The sequence below is a fragment of the Sessilibacter sp. MAH3 genome, from assembly GCF_054658275.1.
The window spans coordinates 82,471-107,971 of the sequence record NZ_BAAGIE010000004.1 but is presented as its reverse complement, the minus strand read 5'-3'; the positions used below and the strand labels follow the sequence as shown (position 1 = coordinate 107,971).

Genomic DNA, 25,501 nt, shown 5'->3' with positions numbered 1-25,501 from the left:
AAACCTGAAGAACTACCTAAGACAATTAGAAACTATGAACATGCAACAAAAGATGAACGTAATAATAAAGGTTCAATCAACTTCATCAGGCTTAACGATGAAGTATTTAAACCCCGCACTGATTACTAATGCGTGATTGAACTTTAATTAAAGCCCATGCGGCACAAAAATGTTAGTACTTTCAGTATTTTTGTATAATCTAATGCCAATAGTATTACAGACGTACTTATAACAAGCTTGTGTAGTAGATACAAAATGTTTCTTATAGAACCTGATATCACTTGGTAGTTGTTATAAAAAAATTGAGTAATGCCAGAAAACAAACAAACTTATATCGATTATTAAAATAACGTGCCTCCAAAAAAGAAGCGCGAAAGATAGGGTTATTAAGACGGGTAATTAGCTCGAAAACGCTTGAGCAACCAATGCCTGAGCGTCTTTTTCTAACTCAGTAAGATGTTCTTCACTGACAAAGCTCTCAAGATAGATTTTGTAGATGTCTTCGGTTCCAGAAGGTCTGGCTGCAAACCAACCATTTTCGGTTTCGACCTTCAAGCCACCGATGTCTGCATTGTTACCCGGAGCTTTAGTCAGTACTCGCGTAATGGTATCTCCGGCTAAACGATTGGACTTTACGTCGTTTTCCGAGAGCGAACTGAGCCGCTGCTTTTGCTCTTTAGTGGCAGGTACGTCAATGCGGCGGTAGATAGGCTGACCAAATTTTTCGGTCAGTGCTTGATAATGCTGAGCGGGATCCTTACCGGTAACAGCTAGTATCTCAGCGGCTAATAACGCCAAAATAATTCCGTCTTTATCGGTACTCCAAACCTTTCCGTCTTTTCTTAAGAAAGATGCGCCCGCGCTTTCTTCGCCACCAAAAGCCAATTGACCGTTAAATAAACCGTCTACGTACCATTTAAAGCCAACCGGAACTTCACAAAGTTGACGCTGCTGACCGTTCACCACTCGATCGATAATGGCGCTAGATACTAGGGTTTTGCCAAAACCCAACTCAGGCGACCAATTAGGGCGATGATTCATCAAATATTCGATGGCAACGGCTAAATAGGCGTTGGGGTTCATTAATCCAAAACCCTTACACACAATGCCATGACGGTCATAATCTGGATCGTTACCAACGGCGATATCAAAATCGTCTTGCAACGCCAATAGATTCGCCATGGCACACGGAGATGAGCAATCCATACGGATTTTGCCGTCTTTGTCGAGCGGCATAAAACTGAAACTTGGATCAACTTTGGTATTGACCAAGGTGATGTTTAATCCGTAACGTTCAGCCATTGGCTGCCAGAAAGCAATGCCAGAGCCACCCATTGGATCAACACCAATTTTTATGTTGGCATCAGCAATGGCCTTCATGTCGATCACTTGATCAAGCTGACTAACATAGTGCTCAACGTAGTCGAACTCTTCAACAAGCCCCTGCCCTTGAGCCTCCGCAACCGTTATACGCGCCACGCCCGCCAAATTGGCTTTGAGCAACTCGTTAGCGCGCTTGGCGACCCAATTGGTGATGTCGGTATCCGCAGGGCCACCCATCGGTGGGTTGTATTTGATGCCACCGTCTTCGGGCGGATTGTGAGAAGGCGTGATAACAATGCCATCGGCTTTGCTGGTGTGAGTATCGTTGTGCGTCAAAATCGCGTGGGAAATCACAGGCGTTGGCGTGTAGCCACCGCCGGATTGAACTCGTGCGGTAATACCGTTGGCACATAGAACTTCAATAACCGATATAAATGCCGGCTCGGACAAGGCGTGCGTGTCTTTACCCACGTAGATTGGACCATCAATACCTTGCGCTTTACGATATTCAGCAATAGCTTGGGTAATAGCGATAATGTGATGTTCGTTAAATGTGGTTTTAAGAGCACTGCCGCGATGACCAGAAGTACCGAAACTCACCGCCTGAGCGGGATTATTTTCGATATCGGGCTGGCTGCGGTAATAACAAGAAACTAAATGAGGGATATTACAAAGAGAGTCACTGGGTGCGGGTTTGCCCGCTAGAGGATGTAATGCCATGGTATCCTTCCGCGAAGTGTTAATCCTAGATTGGGACTAAGCCAAATTGGGCCTAAGCCAAAATTTTAGCCAGCCTATCATAATTACCTCTTTTATAGTGACGAACTGGAGATATTTATTGCAACAAATTGTTCGAGTAAAACAAACAAAACAGCTCAAAATACAACCAAAAAGCACGCTACTTTTAGATCTATAACCATCTTTCTTTTCCAAATACGTACAGAAAATAAACGGTCATGGTTTAGTTTGCTTTACTGTATCTATATAATCCGCCCCCTCATTTTTTAGGTCGTAAATTTTGGCCTCACTATTACAGACGACATCGAGTATCTATTTAATTAATTGGTAATAGGCTAATTAGTAATAGGCCGAGAGTCGGAAGTTAACGTCAATCTACTTTGTCGAGGAATACCCATGGAAAAGGTCGCAATTGTAATGGGCTCAAGCAGTGACTGGCCAACGATGCAAGCTGCCAGCGAAATACTGACCGAACTTGGCGTAGGTCATCATGTGGAAGTGGTTTCTGCACACAGAACTCCCGATAAGATGTTCCAATTTGCAGAATCTGCCGCCGACAAAGGAATTGAAGTAATTATCGCGGGCGCCGGTGGTGCTGCGCATCTCCCGGGTATGATTGCCGCAAAAACTCGCTTGCCAGTATTGGGTGTTCCCGTGCAAAGCAAAGCGTTAAGTGGCCAAGACAGTTTGTTATCGATCGTACAAATGCCAAAAGGTATTGCCGTGGGCACTCTCGCCATTGGTACTGCTGGAGCGTTCAATGCCGGACTTTTCGCAGCGCAAATTCTCGCCAACCACGATCCTGCACTTGCCAAAGCCATTGAAGATTTCCGAGCCAAACAAACTCAACAAATTCTCGATAACCCAGACCCTCGTTCCTGAGTAATTTAGAGCAATTAACGCCATGACAAATGACGTAAAACCACAAAAAATATGGGTCTTAGGCGATGGTCAGCTTGGCGCCATGCTAAAACATGCCGCTATGCCGTTAAATTTAACGGTCGAACCCATCGATATTAACGCTACCGAGCTACCAAACCTTCAGCCTCTAGATCGAGTTACCGCCGAGCGTGAGCAATGGCCGGACACTCCAGTTACTCAGGCACTCAGCGAGCATCCGCATTTTTTAAATAAGAATACCTTCTCAACCTTGGCCGATCGCGCCTCCCAAAAAAGCCTGCTCGACGAATTAAAAATCAGCACAGCACCTTGGCAAAAAGTCGAAGTCTCGACGATCGAAGCAACACTGCATGAGCAACTTGGCCCGCGCGTTTTGCTGAAAAGACGCACCGGCGGATACGACGGACGCGGACAACATTGGTTGAAACAAGCAGAAGCTTCGAAAATTCCCGAAGACTGGCACGAGCAAGCCATCGCCGAAGCCGCGATCGATTTTGACGAAGAAGTATCGATCATTGGTGTTCGTGGTAAAAACGGTGACTGTTTTTTCTATCCGCTCACGCTAAATCTAAATACCGATGGTATTTTGATGGCCACTGTGTCGCCTACTGAACGCTTGTCACACCTACAAGCCACAGCCGAAACCATGCTAAAAACGCTACTTGATCATCTCGATTACGTCGGGGTTTTGGCAATCGAGTTGTTCCGTCTTGGCGATACTTTAATGGTCAACGAGCTAGCGCCACGCGTTCACAACACCGGACACTGGACCCAAGCGGGCGCCAGTATTTCGCAGTTTGAGTATCATGTTCGAGCAGTTGCCGATCTACCATTAACGGCTGCAACTATAAAAGCGCCTAGCGTAATGGTGAATTTGATTGGAACCGAATGGGATGAGCGCTGGTTGGGTGTTAAAGGAGCTGAAGTTTATTGGTATGGCAAATCTCATCGCCCCGGCAGAAAGCTCGGCCACATCAATATTTGCAGCGGCGACAAGAATCTACTGCGCGCCAGTTTAGAAGAGCTGCGTGGCTTACTTCCTGAGAATTATGCACCTTGTCTGGACTGGGTGCTCAAGAATATCTGATGACAAGATAAGTCGATCAAGTAAGCTCGAATGAACTCTTGATCGACGCTACCCCAATTTTTATCAGCGCTAGAAAAAGCGATTAAAGCACCAGTGATTCTGAGCTAACACCCTATAAATCAATCTAACTAATGAGTGTAAACACTCACTATCGAAGTTTTATATAGTGTGTTTCCCGGCTTTCTTGGCGCGCTTTTTCTTCGGCACACAAGTCTGCCGTCGGTCGCAACAGCAAGCGGCGTAAACCGATGGGTTCACCGCTGATTTTGCAGTATCCGTACTCGCCCTCTTCGATCTTTTTCAAGGTTTTAACAACCTTGTGCATCAACTTAGTTTGCCGATCCGCCATGCGCAGGCGCTGCCGGTTTTCTTCTTCGGTTAATGCACGATCCAACTCGTCGGCTTCGCGCTCTTGCCCAATAATCTGAGTGCGTATGCCTTCCAGTTGCTCTTCTATTTCAGCTTTGTTTTGCAGCAGCAAATTCCTAAAGAATGCTAACTGCTCCTCGTTCATGTACTCTTCTTCTGGCATAGCCAGTAACTGCCGCTCGGAAATCATCAAATTCTCCCGTCAACAAAAGCAATCACAACGATCAATATCGGCGGCAAGCATATAGCGAAGTTTTGGCAGTTCTATGACAATAAGCCGCAAAATATCGGCAATTTTGCTGATTTAAATGCCATTTTTGATAAGATTCGCCTTTTTAGCGTTTACGTATTGAGATTAAATCATGACCCAGTTTCGCCCTTGCATCGACCTCCACCAAGGACAAGTAAAACAAATCGTTGGTGGCACTTTGAACGATGAAGGCGCGACCACGAATTTTGTCAGTGAATACGACGCAGCCTATTACGCCAATCTTTATAAAGATCACAACCTATTAGGTGGGCACGTTATTGGCCTTGGGCCAGGCAACGAAGAACAAGCGAAGCTTGCCTTATCGACCTGGCAAAAAGGTTTGCAATACGGCGGCGGCATCAATCTTCAAAACGCTGAAGATTACCTCAGCGCTGGTGCCAGCAAGGTTATCGTTACTTCTTATTTGTTTGAGAATGACCAACTGAGCTGGGAACGCGTAGAAAAACTCAATACGTTGGTCGGCGCTGAACAGTTGGTATTGGATTTAAGTTGCCGACGTGTTTCTGAAGGCTGGGCCATCGCCACCAATCGCTGGCAAACCGTCACCAGTACATTAATTACCGCAGATAGCCTAAAAACGTTATCGCAATATTGCAGTGAGTTCTTGATACACGCCGCGGATGTGGAAGGCCTACAACAAGGCATTGACCAAGAATTAGTAGCCTTTTTAGGTGAACACTGCCCTATCCCAGTAACCTATGCTGGAGGCGCGCGCAGTATCGAAGATCTGGAACAGGTCTTTACTCTGTCTCAAGGTCGAGTCGATCTTACCATTGGCAGCGCGCTGGATATTTTTGGCGGCAGCGGTGCGAAATTTTTAGATTGCGTGGCTTGGAATCTACAACACCAATAGCGTTGTGTATTACCAAACGGTGATACACCAACAGACCTAGATTAATACGTCTGTGATTTAATCAGAGAACATAAGCCAGCAATGCGATTTACAAGCTCTTCACGATTGCGGTCACTTACCTTTCTCGCACTTACCATTTTTGAAATCGCAACACATTCTTTTATTGCCGGAAGCTCTGGGTTAGCTGGAGTTTCCGGCAATATTCTTACATCCGAAATCTCGTTACCTACGTACTGGCTACCGAGTAACATAAGAAATCGTGCCTGCCGTAAAAACTCAATGACTTTAGAGCATGCATGAACAGCCTAATAAAGAACCGCATCAAGCAGTTCTTGCTGAAAAGGCTCATCAATTATTGAATAGATCGCAGACTCCCGCTTTTTTAGCATCGAGCAACTCTGCGGTTTAAATTATGTTTGTCGGTGGAGATATTTGTTGTGAGACGATTTTCAATCCGTGATTTAGCCACAAAAAGCGTCGATAAAATTATTGTTCACAGTCATGGAAACTTTCTTTATACGATTGAAGTACTGGTGGGTGAAGAGTTCTTCTCACTGTCCGATAACAACGGTCGAACCGCCCGATTTTACAACACGGAATCAGCCCGACAATTGTTTAAACAATACCAACAAAATCTCGATAACGCTTTTTTGGTACAGACCGCAACCTACGGTGAAATGATTGGTTTAGAAGAAGTCGCCGTAGAACCTATGCAAATTTCTCTACACTGGAACAAAGCGCATTACGACGAGCTACAAGAGTGGTAACAGTGCAGCAAAACACAACGACTCACCGGCCGTTATTCACAACGCTAATCACAACTCTAAAATCATCAACTCTGGTTAACCCAGAGTTGCCAGCCATACAAGGATTTTCCGCCGGTTTCTAGAACGGTAAGTCATTGAAATTGTGAAGAAATCGAAAATCGCCTTTCCGATTTTCGCCGCTGCTTAAATTGCAGATAAATCACAAGGTTTTTTCTGTAAACCAGACCGAAAACTTACCGACCTCTAATTAAGGTTTTGCTTAACAGCAACTCATTCATTGTCTATTGATGTCTTTCCATCAATGTCTTTCTGTTGTCTTTCGGCAATTTATCCAAATAACGATTTAAATTATTCGGTTAATGATTTTAGCGCCTTTATTTTTATTTGTTTGCACAAGCTGTAGGTAAATCTGTTTTTCTCGATAAAATACGAAAGAAGATTCAAGATCCGACTTTAGTGCGTAAAACCAACTCAAATTTCGATTAGCAAGCCAATTCTTGATCTTGTTTATAGCTATTTCTACTAGGCGACACTACAAATTTTTTGTTGTAGTTTTTAAACCTCGATTTATTAGCGTTAAATTTAGAAATCCATGATAAAAACTTATAAAAACGTGACTATCTGACCGCCAGTTTTGGCGTGAATGATATTAAAGCGTAACAATTAAAAATCTTATATTGGCAGCTAATAAATAGGTTTTGCGTTTTTTAAATCAGGTAAAACTAATACAGACAAGTCTAGAGTAATCATTTTTCGTACAAAATATTCACCTAATGAAGTGTATTAAAGCGCTTACCAGCCGAAGCATAGATACACTGTTTTGATTACGCACAAACCGCCGAAATAAATGGAAGTCATCCTCTGTAAAAGGTTAACACTGGGCTGTTAATATATAGATGTAATAACATCCCAAAGTCTCTGAGCAGCATTAAGCTACTGACAGACGACTTAAATATCTCTCGACCGAGAGATACATAAGGTTAGTAAAGCCAGCAAAGTGGCGTCTAACCGCAAAACCAAGGAAATAGCAGGTATCGAGGAATTATAGACAGGGCTCGTCTTCACTAGGCAAAATCATGAAACATCAAAGATATACCCATATTTTTTGTAATGTTTCTGAGAGCTCGATCTTATATCTAAGTAGAAAATATGGATAAGTGGCTTTTTTTATAACTAAAGGTCGCTAAATCAAATTTTTTATTATTTAATAACCATCCTCGATCGCTAAATGGATATAATCGCTGCGCAAGTGATGCGCTAACCTGCAGAATCGAAGCCCGTGACCGACTCAATCAGCCCAGCCAAGAGCTTTCTAAGCTTAAAATGGCAAGCCGTTATTAGCGTGAGCCTAGTACTCATCTTCAGTTTTGGCCTGCTCACAATTAATGGCCGTTCCAACCTCGAACAAACGTTCGAAAGCGAACGCGAAAGGGTTTTCTTCGACCGTCAAAAAGCGGTCTCAGCATCACTCGATACCATCAAGCTGCAATTGCAGCGCCTGGCCGGCCATATGCAAGGCCAAGCCATCCTTATTAAAGACACCACTCGCTCCCAAGCCTTAATTCAAACCATCGCCACCCACTGGGACCAGCTCAATTTCGACTGGGGCGTTGACTCTATTACCATTTTAAGTCCAAGCAATAATGTGAGTGGCCATTGGGGCCAAGAAATTGGCCTAGAAACCTTTCCGGTAGATTGGTTAGAAACGGCTCGTTCAACAGAGGCAACCGTCAGCCAAGTATGGTGCCCAACCATTTGTACTCAAGTTGCCATTGTTCCGGTGATTTTAGAACGCGGCTCTATTGGTTTGATGATTTTATCGAGCTCACTTGCCGACGCGGTGTTGTACTTCCAAACCATTACCGACGCAGACATTGGCATTTTAGTTGACCATCAACGTCAAACCGAAAGTGCCGATCATCAGTTAATCAGCTGGCGCTACGATCTTGCCGCCTTAACCGGTGCGCCAACGACCTACGAAGTGTTAAAAGAACTCTCTAAAGAACGAAAATTCGCCGAGGTTAAAGATCAGCGCAATATTCGTCAGTGGAATTGGCAATTTTACGAAGTGAGTTTTATTCCGTTAACGGCATCACTCGATGAAAATATTGCCCAGCTGGTAGTGATTGACAATGTCACTACCGAAATGAATCGACTAGATACGACACTACGGTATTTAGTTATCGCTTCGGCCATCGCCCTGATTTTAACCGAGGCCGTACTGCTGGCAATGCTTTGGTTGCCGATGCTACGCCTGCAAAAAGTTTCACAGGTGTTGCCTTTATTGGCCAACAATACCCACCGTAAAATCAACAAGCTGCTAACGCCTAGCATTGGCAAGGCTGTGATTCGTAACGAAATTCACGAACTGTACGACTCCACGATCTCTCTTTCTCACACTCTTGAAGAACTCGACAAGATGGTTGAGTCGAGAACGTCCCGACTGAAAAATCGCAGCCAAGAATTACTGCAAGAAAAGAACTTTGTTACCAGCCTTCTGAACAACGTTCATATTGTCATTTTGACCCAAGACTACAACAGCAACATCAAGCTATTAAACTCCGAAGGCAAACGCATTATCGATTTCGACGAAGAGAGTGAAAAAGACTTTAAATTCGTCAATCAATTGGAAGACGAAGATAAGGTTAAATTCTTTGATGGCTTAGAAAAGCTTAATAACGGCACCCTAACCGAATTCCGACATGAGCTAGATTTTGTTGATATGCACGGTAATCCGTTGCATATGGAGTGGTTCCACAGCGTGTTGCCTAAATCACTTTCTGAAGGCGATTTAATTCTCTCGGTTGGTTTGGATTTAACTGCTCGAAAAATTGCAGAGAAAAACCTCGCTTGGCTCGCCGACCACGACCCTCTCACCGAACTGTTCAACCGCAGACGTTTCCAAAAAGAATTCGAACGTGTTCTTAAATACGCCAATCGCAACAACAAAGCGGGCGCATTAATATTTTTCGATATCGATCAATTTAAAGCCGTAAACGATACCAGCGGTCACCCAATGGGTGATCAGTTGTTACGCGAAATCGCCAAAAAACTCAAAAGCAGCGCCAATCCCAGAGACATTATTGCTCGTCTTGGCGGCGATGAGTTTGCGATTTTATTGGAAGAGTGCGGCAGTCCTTGCGCCATTAAATTTGCCGAAGATTTTTGCGATGCCATTAAGCACACCAAAATTTCCAACAACGGTTCCACACATCGCATCAGCTTAAGTATGGGCATTGCGGTATTCCCAGACCACGGTAAAGCCGCCGATGAATTAATGGCCAACGCCGACCTTGCGATGTATCGCGCAAAAGCAACTTCAAATGCGCGCAGTAATTGGGAACTCTACTCCAGCCAAACCCAAGATAAAGAAGAGCTTTATCATCGCATTAACTGGAAACAACAAATCGAACACGCGCTAGAAAATGATCGCTTTGTCTTGTATTTCCAACCTATTTTAGATATTCGCAGCGGCTATATTTCCCATTACGAATCTTTAGTGAGAATGATCGACGACTCGGGCAAGATTATTCCGCCAATAACCTTTATTCCCGTCGCCGAGCAAACCGGATTAATTTACGAAATTGACGTGCATATTGTGCGACTGGCAGTGAAGGCGTTAAGAGCTTTTCATCAATACGATCCCGATATCAGTCTTTCGGTCAACTTATCAGCCCCCGCACTGAGCAATAAACAATTTATCAACCTTGTCGAGCAGTGCGTAAAAAGCTCGCCTCTTGAGCGTTCTAAATTATTATTTGAACTTACCGAAACCTCGGCACTTGAAGATGTTGATGCCGCAGCGCAAGAAATCGAGCGCTTCAAAAAACTTGGCTATCGTTTTGCCATTGACGACTTCGGCGTTGGTTTCTCGTCTTGGTATTACCTGCGCCAACTGCCTGTAGATTACGTAAAAATTGATGGTTCATTTGTTCGCAAACTTTCAAGCAATATGGAAGACCGATTGTTTGTAAAAGCCATTAATGATGTTGCCCAAGGCCTCGGCAAAAAAACCATTGCCGAATTTGTTGAAGACCAATACTCGTTAGCACTACTTTCAGCCATGGGTGTAAATTACGCTCAGGGTTACCAAATAGGTAAACCACAACCGCTAGACGTTACGCTGGAATCTCTCGCAGAGCCCCTCAAACAATAAAATTAATGGCCGCGAAGACATGTTTTATTTTTATTCATTGTTATTCAAAATTGCTCACACGTTGTATGCAGGCAATGTGTTTAGGTTGAATGTGAAAAAACTTATTTTTCGAACCTTTCTATTAGGATTTATGCTTTCGGCTATGGCTAATTTAAGCTTAGCTCAAAGCCTAGACGAAGAAAACGCAGCTGATGACGGCGACCTTCACCCTAATAGAATTACCATCATTGCGAATAAAGATGTCGATACTGAAAGTTTATCGACGGTGGATGTGCGTTCGATTTTCGCGATGCGGCAACGTGTGTGGCCAAGCGGTGAAACCATAAAAGTGTTTGTTTTCTCCGATAATAATCCCACACATGTGCGCTTCACCAAACAAATTTTAAATACGTTTCCTTATAATCTACGCAGAATTTGGGACCGCCGAGTGTTCTCCGGTATCGGACAATATCCAACTCGCCTTAACACTGAACAAGAGATGATAGACGCCATAGCTAATACCACAAACGCAATTGGCTATATTCAACACGAATACCTAACGGATGAAGTCAAAGTTTTGGTGGTCAATAATGACTAAAATCCAAAAATCCAAAAAACCTGTCATCGCACTGTTGTGCCTGTCATCATCCGCTATCACCTTAGCCGACGAAGGCAGTCTCATGCCTGGCAATATTGCTTTCCACGGCTTTGCGACCCAAAACTTTGTTCACTCCTCCGATAACCAGTTTTTCGGTGATAGCGAATCGGGCAGTTTTGAATTTTTTGAAGTTGGTGGTAACGCACTTTGGAAAATCAACGAATCTCTGTCGTTTTCGGCGCAACTGGTTGCTCGCGATGCTGGTAAAACCGACGACGGCGACCCGCGCTTCGATTACGCATTTTTAGACTATCAGTATTTTAAAAATGATTGGACCTCAGCCGGTTTTCGCGTTGGTCGTGTTGTTCAGGCATCTGGCCTGTATAATGAAACCCGAGATGTAGCAGCAACTCGCCCAAGTATTATTTTGCCGCAGTCGGTGTATTTCGACACACTAAGAAATCTCGCGCTCTCTTCTGACGGAATTTCTTTTTATAACGATTTTTTCCGTGGTCAACACGAGCTTTCTACTCAGCTTGTTATCTCCGAACCCAGAGCCGAAGATCCAGATTTAGAACCAACCGTATTCTCTCAGGCTCGTCCGGGTCGCTTTGATGGCTCGGCCAGCTGGATTGGAAGAATTCTCTACGATTACGATTTCGGCCGCTTGAAATTCGGCATTACAGCCGCCGAGTTAGACATTGCCTACAAAGAACGCGGCGACCCAGTACTGTCAAACGGTGAATTTAGTTTTCGTCCCATTATTTTATCGGCGCAATATCAATCCGAAAAAATTACATACGCGGCCGAGTATATTCGCAGAAAATCCTATTTAAAGGGTTTTGGTTCGGCTGTTAATAATGAAGTCACAGGCTCTAGCTATTATCTGCAAGTGCAATATCGATTGAATAATCAATTCAGCTTTTTTACGCGTTTCGATAATTTAATTCGCGACGACAAAGATATTAAAGGCGAGAAGTTTGCAGAAGTAACCGGGTTTGAAGCAACCACACGCTTTTCTAAAGATTTTGCTGTGGGTGCTCGCTGGGATATAAACAATACTTGGCTGGTAAGTGCTGAATATCACAATATTGAAGGCGCTGGCTGGTTGTCGCTTCTAGAAAATCCAGATCACGATGTTCAAAAATTCTGGAATTTATATTTGATGTCAGTTTCAGCTCGCTTTTAAGCTGCGTGTGATTTCACCCTAATTAACCAGACTAAGCCCTAAGCAATTTACAGCTATCACAGTATCGCGCTTTGAATTTTGGCACTCAAAAATCCGTAGATTAACCCATCACTACACAACATTTTATCGGTGCAAACTAACGGTTTTTATCCGCTATTATTTTCAAGAAATAAAGTGCAATTACAGTTGCGGAAAGACGCAGCGGTAATTCTAATTTCTTACTGAAAATGAGGATTACGACCAGTAAAATGCTCGTTATACAACGACTGAATACTTATCAAATCTTCATCTAAATCGCCGCTTAAGTTGGCGATTCCAATAAAGTTAAATGTTTTACTGGGATAATCCCAGGCGACCAATAAAAGCGGTACTTCTAACTCGTAGGCTAATCGTAAAAAACCGGTTTTATAGCGCTCTACCTTGGCTCGTGTTCCTTCTGGCGTAATCGCAACCCAGCAGCGTTCGTTTTTCTTAAACCAATCACTTACTTGGCTAATAACCTTAGCGTCTTTTTTGCGATCAATAGGAATACCACCTAAACGCATAAATAAGCCTTTGAAAGGCCAGAAAAACGCCTCTTTTTTCATGAGGTATGAAAATTTAACACCCACACCAAGCACTAAAAACATCGCGACAATAAAGTCCCAATTAGAAGTATGTGGCGCACCAGCAATGATTATTTTTTTGTAATTGGGAATATCACCGCGGATTTTCCAGCCCATTAACGCCAAAACTTTTGCCCCAAGCCAGCGGGTAAAATGATTACCCGCTCTAGGCATATATTCTGGCGTTACTACTAACTCAACGGGTTTCGGTTCACTCTGTTTAAGTGCCTGTAAATCCATTCGTTACTACTCAATCTAATCTTAAGAGAAATCGCCGAGTCTTAGTGCTCGCGTGTTGCTCTAAATCGAACCTTGGGATGTCGCTCTTGGGCCAATGATAAATTAACGCGTGTTGGCGCTAAATAGGTTAAATGACCACCACCGTCAATGGCAATATTATCACTGGCTTTATTACGAATTTCAGCAATGTATTTCTGATCTTCGGCATCAATCCAACGCGCAGTTTGCACACTTACCGGTTCGTAAATCGCTTCAACCTTGTATTCGTCCTTCAAGCGATAAGCAACCACCTCGAATTGAAGTACACCCACAGCACCAACCACGATGTCGTTATTGTTGATTGGGAAGAACACCTGCGTTGAGCCCTCTTCAGACAGTTGCTGCAAACCTTTTTGCAACGCCTTAGTTTTGAGAGGATCTTTCAACCGAATACGACGGAACAATTCCGGCGCAAAATGCGGAATACCCCGATATTTTAAATCTTCACCCTGGGTGAAGGTATCGCCAATTTGAATAGTACCGTGGTTGTGTAAACCGATAATATCGCCCGAAACCGCCTCTTCTACCGCAGAACGATCACCGGCTAAAAACGTCACCGCATCGGCAATTTTAACGTCTTTACCGATTCGAACATGACGCATTTTCATGCCTTGGGTGTAGGCACCCGAGCAAATACGCATAAATGCAATACGGTCACGGTGTTTAGGGTCCATGTTTGCCTGAATTTTAAAAACAAATCCAGAAAACTTGTCTTCAAAAGGGTCAACCTCTCTCTGCTCGGTCTGACGCGCCAACGGTTTTGGCGCCCATTCAACAAAGCCATCGAGCATTTCGCGAACACCAAAGTTACCCAAAGCTGTACCGAAATACACCGGCGTCATTCTGCCGGCGAGATATTCATCAATGTCGAAACGGTGAGTTGCACCACGCACTAGCTCGATTTCTTCACGCGCATCATCGGCGTAAGGCCCCATGAGGGCATCAAACTCTTTCGAATCAATACCTTGGATTTGCAAATCGTCGTTGATAGTGTGGCCCATACCCGCCTGAAACACATGAATGGTATCGGTATAGAGGTTATAAACTCCTTTAAACTGTTTACCCATGCCCAACGGCCAGTTGATAGGTGCAGCGGCAATCTTCAACACATTTTCTATTTCATCCAAAACATCAACCGGATCGCGAATGTCGCGGTCCATTTTGTTAATGAAAGAAAGAATTGGCGTATCACGCAGACGACACACGTCCATCAGTTTGATGGTTCGGTCTTCAACACCCTTGGCGCCGTCAATAACCATCAAAACCGAATCCACAGCCGTTAAGGTGCGATAGGTATCTTCCGAGAAATCTTCGTGTCCGGGTGTATCCAGTAGATTAACCGTGCGGCCTTTATACGGAAACTGCATCACCGATGAGGTCACCGAAATACCCCGCTCTTGCTCCATGGTCATCCAGTCAGACTTGGCGTGAGGGCCTTTCTTACCCTTTACAGAACCGGCAAGCTGAATGGCATTTCCGAATAACAACAACTTTTCGGTAATGGTGGTTTTACCCGCATCCGGGTGAGAAATGATCGCAAACGTACGACGTTTGTTGATCTCGGAAGTTAACTGACTGCCGGACATGCTAGAAGCCTTGAATGTTCGAAATAGATCGCAGACGCCGTTATTGGAACACCTGCGTAAAAAGCGCCGCATTATACCCAACAATAGCCAACACATGGTACTTATGGAATGCTAATTTGGCGGCTATGAAGTTGTTTTCAGTGATCGAAACCAGCGTAAGCTCCGATCAATGCCAACAAATGATTCTGAAAAGTGATTCTATAGGAAACTCTGACTAACCTAGAGTTTCTCGCGACACAAGGATGTGTCGCCAATTTCAAGAACGGCAGTGATTGAAATTGTGAAGAAATTGGAAATCACATTTTCAATTTCTGCCCTCTGATTAAATCAAGGATGAGTTAATCAGAGGTTCCTATAAATTGTAGGTAATAAATTTGATAATAAGCTCGTGACTCACAAATAACCCCGACATGAACGTGGCAAAAATTCTTGATCAACATCAGTTTTATTTTCGCCAATCGCCTGCATACCTTCCACCGGTTCATCGTAACCACACAGCCATGCAATTGGGCTGGTAGGACTACCGATTACAACCGCCGGACGAAATGTAAGTGTTTTACCTTGCAAGGGTTGAGAGGCTTTGTTGCCCATGGTGACATGAACTGCACCATCTTCAACTGTGACGGATGTAACCCGATTACCGATTAAAAACTGTGGCTCTGGCACGCCAGAATCGGCATTATTTTTTGGAAATGCCAAAATATCCCTGTAGTACTCAGTAACATTGCCTCTGATCTCTGAGCCTAAACTGATTGCGTCAACCACCTCACTGCGATGAACGTACTTTTGATACGCGGGCAAAGATACAGATGCAAGAATCCCGATAATAGCCACCACAATCATCAATTCGATTAACGTAAAACCTTTGGCTTTTTTCATACCATTTCTCCCGCAGCAAATAGAGGTATATAGACGCTGTAAAGTAAAAAGAAAACACAAACCGTAATTACAACGCCCATAACGGTTGCAATGGCTTTTAACTGCAAATTGCAAGCAGCCACGAGCTTAGCCATTTCAAGATTGATCAACTCTTGCATTTCTGTGAGTAAATCCATTTTGCCAGAATACACGTTACCTAGATGCGACCCAAGCACGCCGCCACTGGAATTAAGCTCAACAGGAAATTGAATAATTTCAATTAAATTACGGTAAGGTTGCTTTATTTTTGCTGACAAAAGATATTTAAATACCAAACCATCTTCGATATATCTTTCAAATTTAAACAACTTATTAATTACAATAAATACAAATAGAACCAACAATAGTAGCATTATCAATAAAGCAGAAAGATTAGCGCTATAACTTAAAAATGATAAAATAAACTCCGGCGCTGAGGCCTCAAAAACTTCATAAGATTCTAAAAAAGTAGGTATAATTTTCGTTCGGTAGATACCTAATACCAAATAGAAAACAGCAATAACGACAACCAGATAAGCGAACACTCTTCTAAATCTACTCATTTGAACTTGAACATCATCCAACCGTAGATTTTTGTAGATCAGAACGGCCTTACGAGCTTGATCTTCGTCCTCAATGTTAATAACACCATTTAACAAGCGCCCAGCTAAGCTAGACAGCTTAACTGGCTCTCCGTATAAACTCCCCTCGGGCTCACTTTCAATACGCTCTAAACGAGCTTTTATCGACTCGTTCTCGTTGCACTCAGACAAGGCTTTTCTGCATATGTACCTAAATCGAGACCAGCTCATCAAATTCCATTCCTTAGCGTATTTACCATAAAAGAAAAACCCGAAAGTATTCTTATAAAGGCGAAACCTAAAAGTTTACCTCTATTTTTTTATTTTCAATTAATCAACCACCAACAGGTGTTAGCTTTAACTAATATATCTCACCGCATTAAAGAATTTTCTCTAACGAAAATCAGAAAAATACACAACTCTTCTTAAAAATTCAGATAAAGGTCAAGCTAAGCAGAGGAAGTGATAGTTGAAAATTTATTTATTCTCGGCCTGCCACTCTTCAATAGCTTCTTTAGCCGAGCGAAAAGCTTCAATGCCCGATGGCATGCCGCAATACACAGCTGAGTGCAATAACACCTCTTGAATTTCTTCAACCGTACAGCCGTTTCGAAGAGCCCCGCGTACATGGCCTTTTAATTCGGTAGAAGCTTTTAAGGCCGCTAAGGTGGCGATAGTAATTAGGCTTCGCGTTTGCTTACTCAAACCATCACGCACCCAAACCTCACCCCAGGCATTGGCGGTTACCAACTCTTGCAAAGGTTTAGTGAATTCCGTGGCAGCATTTAATGCTTTATCAACATACGCATCGCCCATAACTTCACGTCGAACTTTTAAACCTTTTTGATATTTTTCATTTTCTACTGTCATTTACTCACCACCGTAATTTTAAAGATAACCGTTATGTAAATTTTACGTACCGCATTCAAAAAGAATCTTACCCATCTAACATAATACTACAACTATGAGTAAAGATTTAAATTACGCCGCTAGGCCATTAATAAGATGGCAGATAGGATTATCAGAAAATGGGAACTTACGCAACACACATAAATTATAAAGTACTTATCTAACAATTAATCGCTTAATCGCGTTTTTTATTGCCAAAGACGCAAGGTTGAAATATATATTTCACGTCCAATTAAAAATATAATCTATTATCTATAGGAACCCTTGATTAATTCACCCATGACTTATTCAGAGTACAGAAATTAAAAATGCGGCCTCTAATTTTTTAACAATCCCAATTACTTACAGCTCTTAAGATTGGCGATATATCTTTGTGTCGCTGAAAACTCTAGGTTAATCAGAGTTTCCTATGGTTTCCACTAGCAATCTCTTTCGACTTAACCTCTCATACCAAAACAATTAAGTCTTTGTAGGTTCTTCAACTAACTGAGGTTGCAACTGCCGTTTAAATTAACAAAAAATATTATTCGTGGAGTTGGTATTTTTTGGCTTAGACAATTTTTATTAATGATATTTTTTATCAGTAAATTTAAAACTCTGTATTTATGTTATTTTTATAAAATATTCGTTGATTTTATTAACGAAGCGTATATCAGCAGCACTCAATATTGCAGGTATTTTCTAATGCGATATTTTTCTGAATTTTTTAGATTCTAATTCTAATTTCTATTGGAATTTATCGCGAGTTTGCAGACAGTAGATTTTGGTCAAAAATCGCCCCGCGCTGTATAACGGTCGTTTTGCAGACCTTTTAACAGGTCAGCGTTTTTCTGACCTCACGCCAGATTTTATCCTGCTTTAGCTAACGGTTCCTGCTACAATAGAGCAACTTCAAGCTTATTATCTGGATTTATTTTGTCTACTCTTCAATTTTCTACGCTTAACTTAAAAGCAGCACTAAGTGACAACTTGGCGACACTTGGTTTTAAGCAAATGACGCCAATTCAAGCGCAAAGTTTGCCACTCATTATTGATGGTAAAGATGTGATTGCTCAGGCTAAAACAGGCTCGGGTAAAACTGCGGCGTTTGGTTTGGGTTTGTTAAATAAACTTAATGTTAAGAAGTTTCGCGTGCAATCGCTGGTGTTGTGTCCAACCAGAGAACTTGCCGATCAAGTGGCTAAAGATATCCGCGACCTAGCGCGCGGCATTCACAACATTAAGGTGCTTACCTTATGCGGTGGTATGCCCATGGGCCCGCAAATTAGCTCGCTGGAGCATGGAGCCCATATCATTGTGGGTACACCGGGGCGCATAGAAGATCACTTATCGAAAGAGCGATTGAATTTAGACGATTTAGAAACCCTAGTTTTGGATGAAGCCGATCGTATGCTCGAAATGGGCTTTCAGGATTCCTTAGATAAAATCTTTAGCTATTGCCCTGCGATACGACAAACCTTGCTGTTTAGCGCCACCTTTCCAGACCAGATTAACAGTATTACCGCTAAGATAATGAATGCTCCAGAATACGTAAAAGTGGAGTCTGTCACTGCTGAAAATACCATTAATCAGTCGTTTTACCGTGTTGAGAATAACGAACAACGCATCGACGCGCTGAGGCTTTTATTACTTGCAAACCAACCGGAATCTGCCATTGTTTTTTGCAACACCAAAAAAACCGTACAAGATGTTACTTCGCAGCTTAAACAATTTGGCTTTAGCGCCATTGCTCTGCACGGTGATTTAGAGCAACGCGATCGCAATGAAACCTTGGTGAAATTTGCGAACAAAAGTGCGCTTATATTAGTAGCAACCGATGTGGCGGCACGCGGCTTGGATATTAATGATTTAGAAGCCGTGTTTAATTACGATTTAACTCCAGATGCCGAGGTTCACGTTCATCGCATTGGCCGAACAGGCCGCGCGGGCAATAAGGGTATGGCGTATTCCATTTATTGCGATAAAGATCTGGGCCGTATTGTTAATATTGAAGAATACCAAAAACAAGCCATTAAAATACTTGAATTACCCAATGTGAGCGTTCTTGAGCGCACACCTAAAACACCTAAGATGACAACCCTGCAAATCGACGGAGGTAAAAAACAAAAATTGCGCCCAGGCGATATTGTTGGTGGTTTAACCGGTGAAACGGGAATTAAAGGTGATCAAATCGGCAAAATTCAGGTATTTGATGTTAGAGCTTATGTTGCTGTTGAATCCAAGGTTGTAAAAGCTGCTCTTAAGAAAATTTCGAATGAAAAAATGAAAGGTAAAAACTTTCGAGTGCGCGCCATTTAATCGAAAGAAAACTCTGAATAACTCAGAGTTTTCTTTACCTTTAACCGAAGATCTAAATAATAATATCGAATTATTAAGAGTAAAAATTACAAACCTAGTATTTCAATAATTTCACGAGTATTTTCGATAACGCGTATAATTCTGCCGTCAACACTCACAGTAACAATGCCGTCTGAATCGCGACGAATAATTTCGCCATGGTGGTACACATCGTAATCTAGAGTATCACCAACATGCAGTTTTTTTTGCCAACCGGGAGGTAATGGCTCGCCTCTGGCGACTTTTTTCTCAAGTCCGGGAGGTAGTTGTTCCGATTTATCGTTTTTAGCTGAAGATGACTCTGCATACGCAACACTCACAAGTGCAGTAATTAATGCAATTCTTGCCCTGTTCATGGTTATTAAACCCTCTTTTAAGCTTGATTTTATAAGTGCCAAGTATGTTGGCTTTTTTGTTTGATAAAAAAGCACTTTAGGAGCCAGTGATTAACTCATTCATGATTTAATCAGAGTTACCTATACACTTGTTGCTCACCTGTTACCTTGACAGCCATTCATTTTTTTAGTTTTGCAGCACATTAAACAAATATTTTGATAAGAATATTGAGCCGCTAAAAAAAAAGATTGTACAGAGCGCACACCAATATCTAATTGATTGAAAATATTGTATTTTTTATAAATTTAACGATAAGCCTTAACTAATATAGCGTTGTATTTAAAAAACTAAATTTTAATACGGAAACAATCTTTAGGGACCTCTGATTAACTTATCCCTGATTTAATCAGAGGACAGAAATTGACAATGCAGTTTCCAATTTCTTCACAACTTCAATCATTTACCGTTCTTGAAATTGGCGACACAATCCTTCTGCCGCGGGAAACTTTAGGTTATTCAAAGTCCCCTTTAATATTAAAGATACTTCAAAACTTGCATTAAAAAGGGAACTTAGTTTTACCTGCGTTCCCTTTTTACGACTTGTTGTTAACGGTTTCTCACTAAATAGGAGAACCCGGCGGCAGTGGTTTTACCACAAATACGTACGGCCAAGTGCCCGTGTTGAAATAAACATCTAATTGATGCGCAAGGGTTTTAAGCGTTGGACTTTTATTCTGTTTAGCGGCCCATTTTTGTAAAGCCAACAACTGTGACTGAAGTTCCAATTTCACTTCAGGTGCAAGTTCGGGACTGCTTAGGGTAGACATCAACGCATTTATTACCAATGTATCAACTCGGCTTTTAACAATATCGTCACCACTAATCACTTTAGACTTTACGGTTTTATCCAGTAGCTCTTCAACTAAACCAGCCACACTTAGTGTTTTTGAATCCACTGCATGTTGCTGAGCAAGCCGATTTAATCGCTCCGGAACTAACATTAATGACAAGGTAAAACCCGCTGATGATTCAGCGGCGCTAATAGGATCAAAGGTGTAACCCGTTCGACCCTGAAAACTCTCACGATTTCTTGAATAGCCGATAGGTTTAGGCGTGATCAAATTTGATAGCGAAGAAGGAACCGATAAAAAATCACTCGACAAGGTTTGCAGCATTAATTCAAACGCTTTGTGCTGAGTGTGTGCGTCTACGGCAACAACACCTTTAGGCTCAGAATAATCACCTTTAGATTCGTACTCGTAATACACACCGCCAATCAGCTTGGCTGCCGCCTCTAACTGATAACGATGAAATAAATAAATCGGTACAAAGGATTCTTCGAGCGACGCAAGCACGTCACCATTAGCAATAGAATTGATACCAAAATTATCTATGGCAAGCTCTCTAACCGCCATCACACGTGTTAACTCATCAAGCGCATTTGCACCGTTATCCCATAAATGACCTACGGCACTGGCGGCATTTGCAGGTCTGGCATCGGCATCAGAAATATATTTTAAACCCGCATTACGAGCCTGTTTTATAGAGGCATTTAAACCAGCACTTTCTTCTGAAGGCGAGGCGAACTCTTGGTAACCGTAGGCAATAACGTAAGAATCCCACTCACCAATGCCAACATCGTAAGCGTCGTCTAAATGAATTTCGCCATCGCGAATGGTCGCGTGAGGATGCGGGTAATCCATAACAGAAGCGCGATTGTTTTCACTGGCGGCAAAGTTATGGGCAATTCCCAACGTATGACCCACCTCGTGGGCAGAAAGCTGACGAATACGTGCCAAGGCCATTTCTTTTTGCGCGGCGGTTGATGCATCTGGCGTTTTAAACGGGCTGGTTAGGCCGAGCGCAATTAAATAGTCTTGGCGAACTCGCAACGATCCTAAAGTGACGTGACCTTTTATGATTTCCCCGGTGCGAGGATCAATCACCGAAGAGCCATAAGACCAACCGCGAGTAGCGCGGTGCACCCATTGAATTACGTTGTAGCGCACATCCATTGGGTCGGCATCTGCGGGTAAGTCTTTCACCTGAAATGCATTGCGATAACCAATTTGCTCAAAGGCTTGATTCCACCAGCTGGCACCTTCTTTTAAAGCGTCTTTTACTGGCTTTGGTGTACCCGGATCCAAATAATACACAATAGGCTCAACCGGATCGCTGTATTGCGCGGCCGGGTCTTGCTTTTTTAGCCGATGCCTTGGAATAAAACGCTGGGTCAGACTCTCTTCGATAGGTACTGCGTAATCTTCGTAACTCACACTCCAAAAACCGGAATATGGATGAAATTTGCGCGGTTGATAATCGCTATCAGGCAAGCGAATTAGCGAATGATGCAAGTGAACGCTAATGCTGGTTGGATCGGGAGTAACCTGCTGAACAAACTCACCGGCATCACTGCCTTGAAAAGTCACCAGAGACTCAAGCTCGGTATTATCCACAAAGGCTTTTGAGCGATGCGTAAAAACACCACTGCGACTGCTATCAGGCTTAAAATTACCTTGATTGGTTTGACTTAAACGAGCACTGATTTGATGAATATCCGATAATAAAAAATCGGTGTAATCAATTAATACATGATGACTGCTTTCGGCAACAATCGGTAAACCTGCGATCACAGAATCGGCAAAGGCTTCATCAATGCTGCGCACTTCAGCTGCGTTGCTGGAATTGGCTCTAAATTGTGTATTTAACTGCTTTAATAAAACTTGTTTGCCAAAGCGCTCAAATTGAACAATACGAGTTTCGCCTAATTGACCGCGATCTAAACCAATATCGTTAGACCCTACACCTTGGGGCAAGCTGCTTTGAAATAAAAAAGGTTCCTCAAAAGTATTAACTTGTAAATAAACCTTGCCATCTTGCTTGTTATAGTAAAAATCAAAAAAGCCCGTAGCCTTTTCCATACTGGCTGTAAATTTGGCAATACTTTCTACCTGCGCAAACGCATTTACCGACGTAAACAGCAAAACTCCAACAATAATGTGACGTAGCATATTTCTCACACCAATCCCGTGTTAACAAAAAAAGTAAGTCGGCATTAACGTCGAATCACCCATGTAATAAACCTCTAGCGCACCAAAGGCACAAAGCTATAACAGCAACGACGAAATCAGAAGTAAAAACTTCAATGCGAAAAATCGTATTGATACAGTGAACAACTTTTAAAGACAGAATTTATTGGACATGCCAATTAGCTGAAAACAATTGCAACACACAAAAATGTATGACCAACTTATAGTGCAATAAATGGTTTAGCCTATGAATAAATTGGATGTCGAATTTTCGGTTATAGATTATTAGAAGCACTTATCCTCAAACATCGCTCATTTGTTAATTTTTACGAATATATTTTTTATAATTGCACGACTCAATATCTCAATCAAAAAGCTGATCGACAAACCATTAAAAATTCCCATCAGCATTTTTATTCCAAAGAAGCTCTATATTCAGTAAATTAAAGAACTATCGATAAAATACGCTTGTTATTTTTAAGATATTTACCATTAACCTTTTTCTTTATGCGTACAGACTCTTGGGGTTTATGGCGGTATTATAAGCCGATAAGTATTTGTAACTTCATTCACTAGAGCAAAATCTATGGAAAATCCATTACCTATTGCTGTACCCGAGTCTGAGCTGCAAGAACGTCGCGAGCGTGTGTTTTTGATTCTGGCAGGTGTGTTTATCTGCTCAATGACCATGTTGAATATCATTGGCAGTACTCGATTTATTGCTCTTGGCCCGTTAACGCTTACGGTGGGTGTTTTGCCCTACCCGCTCACGTTTTTGTGCACCGATTTAATATGCGAGCTGTACGGTAAAAAGCGCGCTAATTTTTTGGTTACGCTTGGTTTATGTTTGAATTTGTTTATTTTTGCGGTTATCTATCTCGCCCATTGGGCTCCGGGTGTTCCAGAGGCGGTAATGCCACCTTGGCAAAATATGGAAATCGTAGGTGAGATGACTTTACCTAATAATCATGTGGCTAGTGGTCATGTGGAGCTGTTTGATTTTATTTATGCGTTAACTTCGGGAGCTATTTTTGCCTCGATGCTGGCCTACACGGCTGCGCAATATATAGATGTGCGCTTATTCCATTTCTGGAAGACTGTTACCAAAGGCAAACATTTGTGGGTACGCAATAACTTTAGCACCATGATAAGCCAAGCCGTAGATTCTGTGGTTGTTATTGGTGTTGTATTCGCGCCTACGTATTTTGCAGGCGGAATTACCTTAGAACAGTGGGTAGGAATTATGATCAGCAGTTATTTATTCAAACTGGTTGCAGCGCTGTTGGACACCGGGCCATTTTATTTCTTAACCGCGAAATTGCGACGTTATCTAAAAATAACGGCCTAGTTATTGAGGCGGTTTTATTTTTGAAAATACGAAATTAAAACTTGCGAACGGCATTCTAAAGAAAACTCTGATTAAATCCTGGTGGAATAAATCGGAGTTTTCTAAATCTCTGTAAAAACAGCTCTCACTTATACGTCTGATGTTATCACTGTGTAGAGCATCTTTAGGGCAATGGAAATTAATAAAACCGCGAAGATTTTTCGAAGTACTGGTACAGGCAGTTTATGCGCAACCCTAACACCAATTGGCGCAGTTAATACGGTGCAACAGGAAATCACTAACACCGCCGGCCAGTAGATATAACCAATAATATGTTGGGATAAATCGGTTTCGCCCCAACCATTTACCAAATAACCTATGGTACCTACTATCGCAATCGGTAGACCCATGGCCGCAGAAGTACCCACGGCTCGTTTTAGCTCAAAGCCACGCCAAGATAAATAAGGCACAGTTAACGATCCACCGCCAATAGAAACCAATGCCGATATTCCGCCGATACCCGCGCCCGCGCCGACTAACTCGGAATGAGAAGAAGCTTTGCTACCGCTCAGTTTTAACGGTCGCCACATCTGAAAAGATACAAAAGTCATAAAGGCGGCAAAAAATCCCGCTAAATAAATCGATTTTAAGGCGGCCACTAAAAAGGTTGCCGCAAAGGTTCCAAATAATACGCCGATGGCCATGTAACGTACCGTTGGCCAGTCAACGGCGCCTCTGGCTTGATGAGCACGCATACTGGAAATTGAAGTGACTACGATCGCCGCCATGGATGTGCCCAGTGAGAGATGAACAATTTTTTCAGCCGGGAAATCGAGATAAAAAAATAAACTGCTTAATGTTGGTACCAAAATGCCACCGCCACCTACACCCAGCAAGCCAGCAACAAAACCTACAAAGGTCCCTAAAACTACCAGTATTAGAATTACGTCTACGGTCATGATCGTTTGGTCGTTGTAAAAAGTGGGCAATTCTACACCAAAACCGTGCGACCTTTACTAACCAAACCGAGCGATTTTTACCAATCAAACCGAACTATTCTTACTATCCAAACCTAACGATTTTTACTAACCAAACCTAACGATTTTTACCAACCAAACAAAGGTACACATTTCCAAGGTTAAATGAATCTCTTAAATACAACTGATGGTCTAAGGCGGTTTCTCTCTCTGTTATAGTTCAATCAAATGTCTAAGCTCAGCAATTATCGCCTTTGTCTTTTCATCATTTGGGTAATTTTGAGCAATTAAAACGTATAAAAAACTCTGATTAACCACGAGTTTCTAGCGATAAAAAGATGTGTCATCAACTGCAAGAGCTGCAAGTGATTGAGATTTTGAAAAAATTGAAAATCGCATGATCAAATT

At 42.4% G+C, this 25,501-nt stretch carries 21 protein-coding genes; 10 read left to right on the top strand and 11 right to left on the bottom strand.

The window, feature by feature from the left end; all coding sequences use genetic code 11:
- Positions 1–399: 399 nt before the first annotated feature.
- Positions 400–2,043: a phosphoglucomutase (alpha-D-glucose-1,6-bisphosphate-dependent) gene (gene pgm, locus ACYQ2C_RS04145; protein ID WP_460099976.1), complete on the bottom strand. Its 1,644-nt coding sequence runs from the start codon at positions 2,041–2,043 to the stop codon at positions 400–402.
- Positions 2,044–2,457: 414 nt separating this feature from the next.
- Here pgm and purE point away from each other — a divergent pair, with 414 nt between their 5' ends.
- Together purE and purK are read left to right on the top strand one after the other, a co-directional pair.
- Entirely contained in the window at positions 2,458–2,943 is a 486-nt protein-coding gene (gene purE, locus ACYQ2C_RS04140; protein ID WP_460051039.1) for a 5-(carboxyamino)imidazole ribonucleotide mutase, read from the top strand.
- A 22-nt stretch (positions 2,944–2,965) separates the two neighbouring features.
- On the top strand, positions 2,966–4,048 hold the full coding sequence (gene purK / locus ACYQ2C_RS04135) for a 5-(carboxyamino)imidazole ribonucleotide synthase (protein ID WP_460099979.1): 1,083 nt from the start codon (positions 2,966–2,968) through the stop codon (positions 4,046–4,048).
- 148 nt (positions 4,049–4,196) lie between these two features.
- Here purK and ACYQ2C_RS04130 read toward each other — a convergent pair whose 3' ends face one another.
- Positions 4,197–4,607 carry a TraR/DksA family transcriptional regulator gene (locus ACYQ2C_RS04130; RefSeq protein ID WP_460051035.1) on the bottom strand — a complete coding sequence of 137 codons (411 nt, stop codon included), beginning with the start codon at positions 4,605–4,607 and terminating at the stop codon, positions 4,197–4,199.
- 172 nt (positions 4,608–4,779) lie between these two features.
- Here ACYQ2C_RS04130 and hisA point away from each other — a divergent pair, with 172 nt between their 5' ends.
- Positions 4,780–5,541: a phosphoribosylformimino-5-aminoimidazole carboxamide ribotide isomerase gene (hisA, locus tag ACYQ2C_RS04125; protein WP_460099983.1), complete on the top strand. Its 762-nt coding sequence runs from the start codon at positions 4,780–4,782 to the stop codon at positions 5,539–5,541.
- A gap of 41 nt (positions 5,542–5,582) precedes the next feature.
- Here the strand turns inward: hisA and ACYQ2C_RS04120 are convergent, their stop codons facing one another.
- A complete protein-coding gene (locus ACYQ2C_RS04120) occupies positions 5,583–5,792 on the bottom strand; it encodes a hypothetical protein (protein ID WP_460099986.1) in 210 nt (69 codons plus the stop codon).
- A 186-nt stretch (positions 5,793–5,978) separates the two neighbouring features.
- Here ACYQ2C_RS04120 and ACYQ2C_RS04115 point away from each other — a divergent pair, with 186 nt between their 5' ends.
- The 4 genes from ACYQ2C_RS04115 (at position 5,979) to ACYQ2C_RS04100 (ending at position 12,230) form a co-directional block, all read left to right on the top strand.
- Positions 5,979–6,308, top strand: coding sequence for a DUF6482 family protein (locus ACYQ2C_RS04115; protein WP_460051029.1), 330 nt, complete (start codon positions 5,979–5,981; stop codon positions 6,306–6,308).
- A 1,279-nt stretch (positions 6,309–7,587) separates the two neighbouring features.
- Positions 7,588–10,464 (top strand): bifunctional diguanylate cyclase/phosphodiesterase, encoded by a 2,877-nt coding sequence (locus tag ACYQ2C_RS04110; protein ID WP_460099989.1) that lies wholly within the window; start codon positions 7,588–7,590, stop codon positions 10,462–10,464.
- A 91-nt stretch (positions 10,465–10,555) separates the two neighbouring features.
- The gene (locus ACYQ2C_RS04105) at positions 10,556–11,041 is read left to right on the top strand and encodes a hypothetical protein (RefSeq protein WP_460051025.1); all 486 of its coding nucleotides are present in this window, start codon (positions 10,556–10,558) and stop codon (positions 11,039–11,041) included.
- A complete protein-coding gene (locus tag ACYQ2C_RS04100) occupies positions 11,034–12,230 on the top strand; it encodes a hypothetical protein (RefSeq protein ID WP_460099992.1) in 1,197 nt (398 codons plus the stop codon). Before ACYQ2C_RS04105 ends, ACYQ2C_RS04100 begins: the two co-directional genes overlap by 8 nt.
- Before the next feature lie 218 nt (positions 12,231–12,448).
- Here ACYQ2C_RS04100 and ACYQ2C_RS04095 read toward each other — a convergent pair whose 3' ends face one another.
- Complete coding sequence (locus tag ACYQ2C_RS04095; protein WP_460099995.1) at positions 12,449–13,075, bottom strand: 1-acyl-sn-glycerol-3-phosphate acyltransferase; 627 nt, start codon at positions 13,073–13,075, stop codon at positions 12,449–12,451.
- A gap of 41 nt (positions 13,076–13,116) precedes the next feature.
- The gene (locus tag ACYQ2C_RS04090) at positions 13,117–14,700 is read right to left on the bottom strand and encodes a peptide chain release factor 3 (RefSeq protein ID WP_460099998.1); all 1,584 of its coding nucleotides are present in this window, start codon (positions 14,698–14,700) and stop codon (positions 13,117–13,119) included.
- Positions 14,701–14,714: 14 nt separating this feature from the next.
- Between ACYQ2C_RS04090 and ACYQ2C_RS04085 the strand changes: the two genes are divergently transcribed.
- Positions 14,715–14,918 (top strand): hypothetical protein, encoded by a 204-nt coding sequence (locus ACYQ2C_RS04085; RefSeq protein WP_460100002.1) that lies wholly within the window; start codon positions 14,715–14,717, stop codon positions 14,916–14,918.
- A gap of 175 nt (positions 14,919–15,093) precedes the next feature.
- On the opposite strand, the gene ACYQ2C_RS04080 is transcribed toward ACYQ2C_RS04085, so the two are convergent.
- From ACYQ2C_RS04080 to pcaC, 3 genes are all read right to left on the bottom strand, one after another.
- Positions 15,094–15,579: a pilin gene (locus ACYQ2C_RS04080; RefSeq protein ID WP_460051017.1), complete on the bottom strand. Its 486-nt coding sequence runs from the start codon at positions 15,577–15,579 to the stop codon at positions 15,094–15,096.
- Positions 15,576–16,256 (bottom strand): hypothetical protein, encoded by a 681-nt coding sequence (locus tag ACYQ2C_RS04075; RefSeq protein ID WP_460100005.1) that lies wholly within the window; start codon positions 16,254–16,256, stop codon positions 15,576–15,578. The genes ACYQ2C_RS04080 and ACYQ2C_RS04075 overlap by 4 nt, the downstream gene beginning before the upstream one ends.
- A 399-nt stretch (positions 16,257–16,655) precedes the next feature.
- Positions 16,656–17,048, bottom strand: coding sequence for a 4-carboxymuconolactone decarboxylase (gene pcaC / locus ACYQ2C_RS04070; RefSeq protein ID WP_460051013.1), 393 nt, complete (start codon positions 17,046–17,048; stop codon positions 16,656–16,658).
- Between the two features lie 951 nt (positions 17,049–17,999).
- On the opposite strand from pcaC, the gene dbpA reads away from it, so the two are divergent.
- Positions 18,000–19,385 carry an ATP-dependent RNA helicase DbpA gene (dbpA, locus tag ACYQ2C_RS04065; RefSeq protein WP_460100147.1) on the top strand — a complete coding sequence of 462 codons (1,386 nt, stop codon included), beginning with the start codon at positions 18,000–18,002 and terminating at the stop codon, positions 19,383–19,385.
- Between the two features lie 86 nt (positions 19,386–19,471).
- Here dbpA and ACYQ2C_RS04060 read toward each other — a convergent pair whose 3' ends face one another.
- Together ACYQ2C_RS04060 and ACYQ2C_RS04055 are read right to left on the bottom strand one after the other, a co-directional pair.
- Entirely contained in the window at positions 19,472–19,780 is a 309-nt protein-coding gene (locus ACYQ2C_RS04060; RefSeq protein WP_460051011.1) for a hypothetical protein, read from the bottom strand.
- A 600-nt stretch (positions 19,781–20,380) separates the two neighbouring features.
- A complete protein-coding gene (locus ACYQ2C_RS04055) occupies positions 20,381–22,771 on the bottom strand; it encodes a zinc-dependent metalloprotease (protein ID WP_460100010.1) in 2,391 nt (796 codons plus the stop codon).
- 604 nt (positions 22,772–23,375) lie between these two features.
- Between ACYQ2C_RS04055 and ACYQ2C_RS04050 the strand changes: the two genes are divergently transcribed.
- On the top strand, positions 23,376–24,137 hold the full coding sequence (locus ACYQ2C_RS04050; protein ID WP_460051008.1) for a queuosine precursor transporter: 762 nt from the start codon (positions 23,376–23,378) through the stop codon (positions 24,135–24,137).
- A gap of 128 nt (positions 24,138–24,265) precedes the next feature.
- Here ACYQ2C_RS04050 and ACYQ2C_RS04045 read toward each other — a convergent pair whose 3' ends face one another.
- Positions 24,266–25,105, bottom strand: a complete 840-nt coding sequence (locus ACYQ2C_RS04045; RefSeq protein ID WP_460051006.1) for a sulfite exporter TauE/SafE family protein — start codon at positions 25,103–25,105, stop codon at positions 24,266–24,268.
- Between the last annotated feature and the right edge of the window lie 396 nt (positions 25,106–25,501).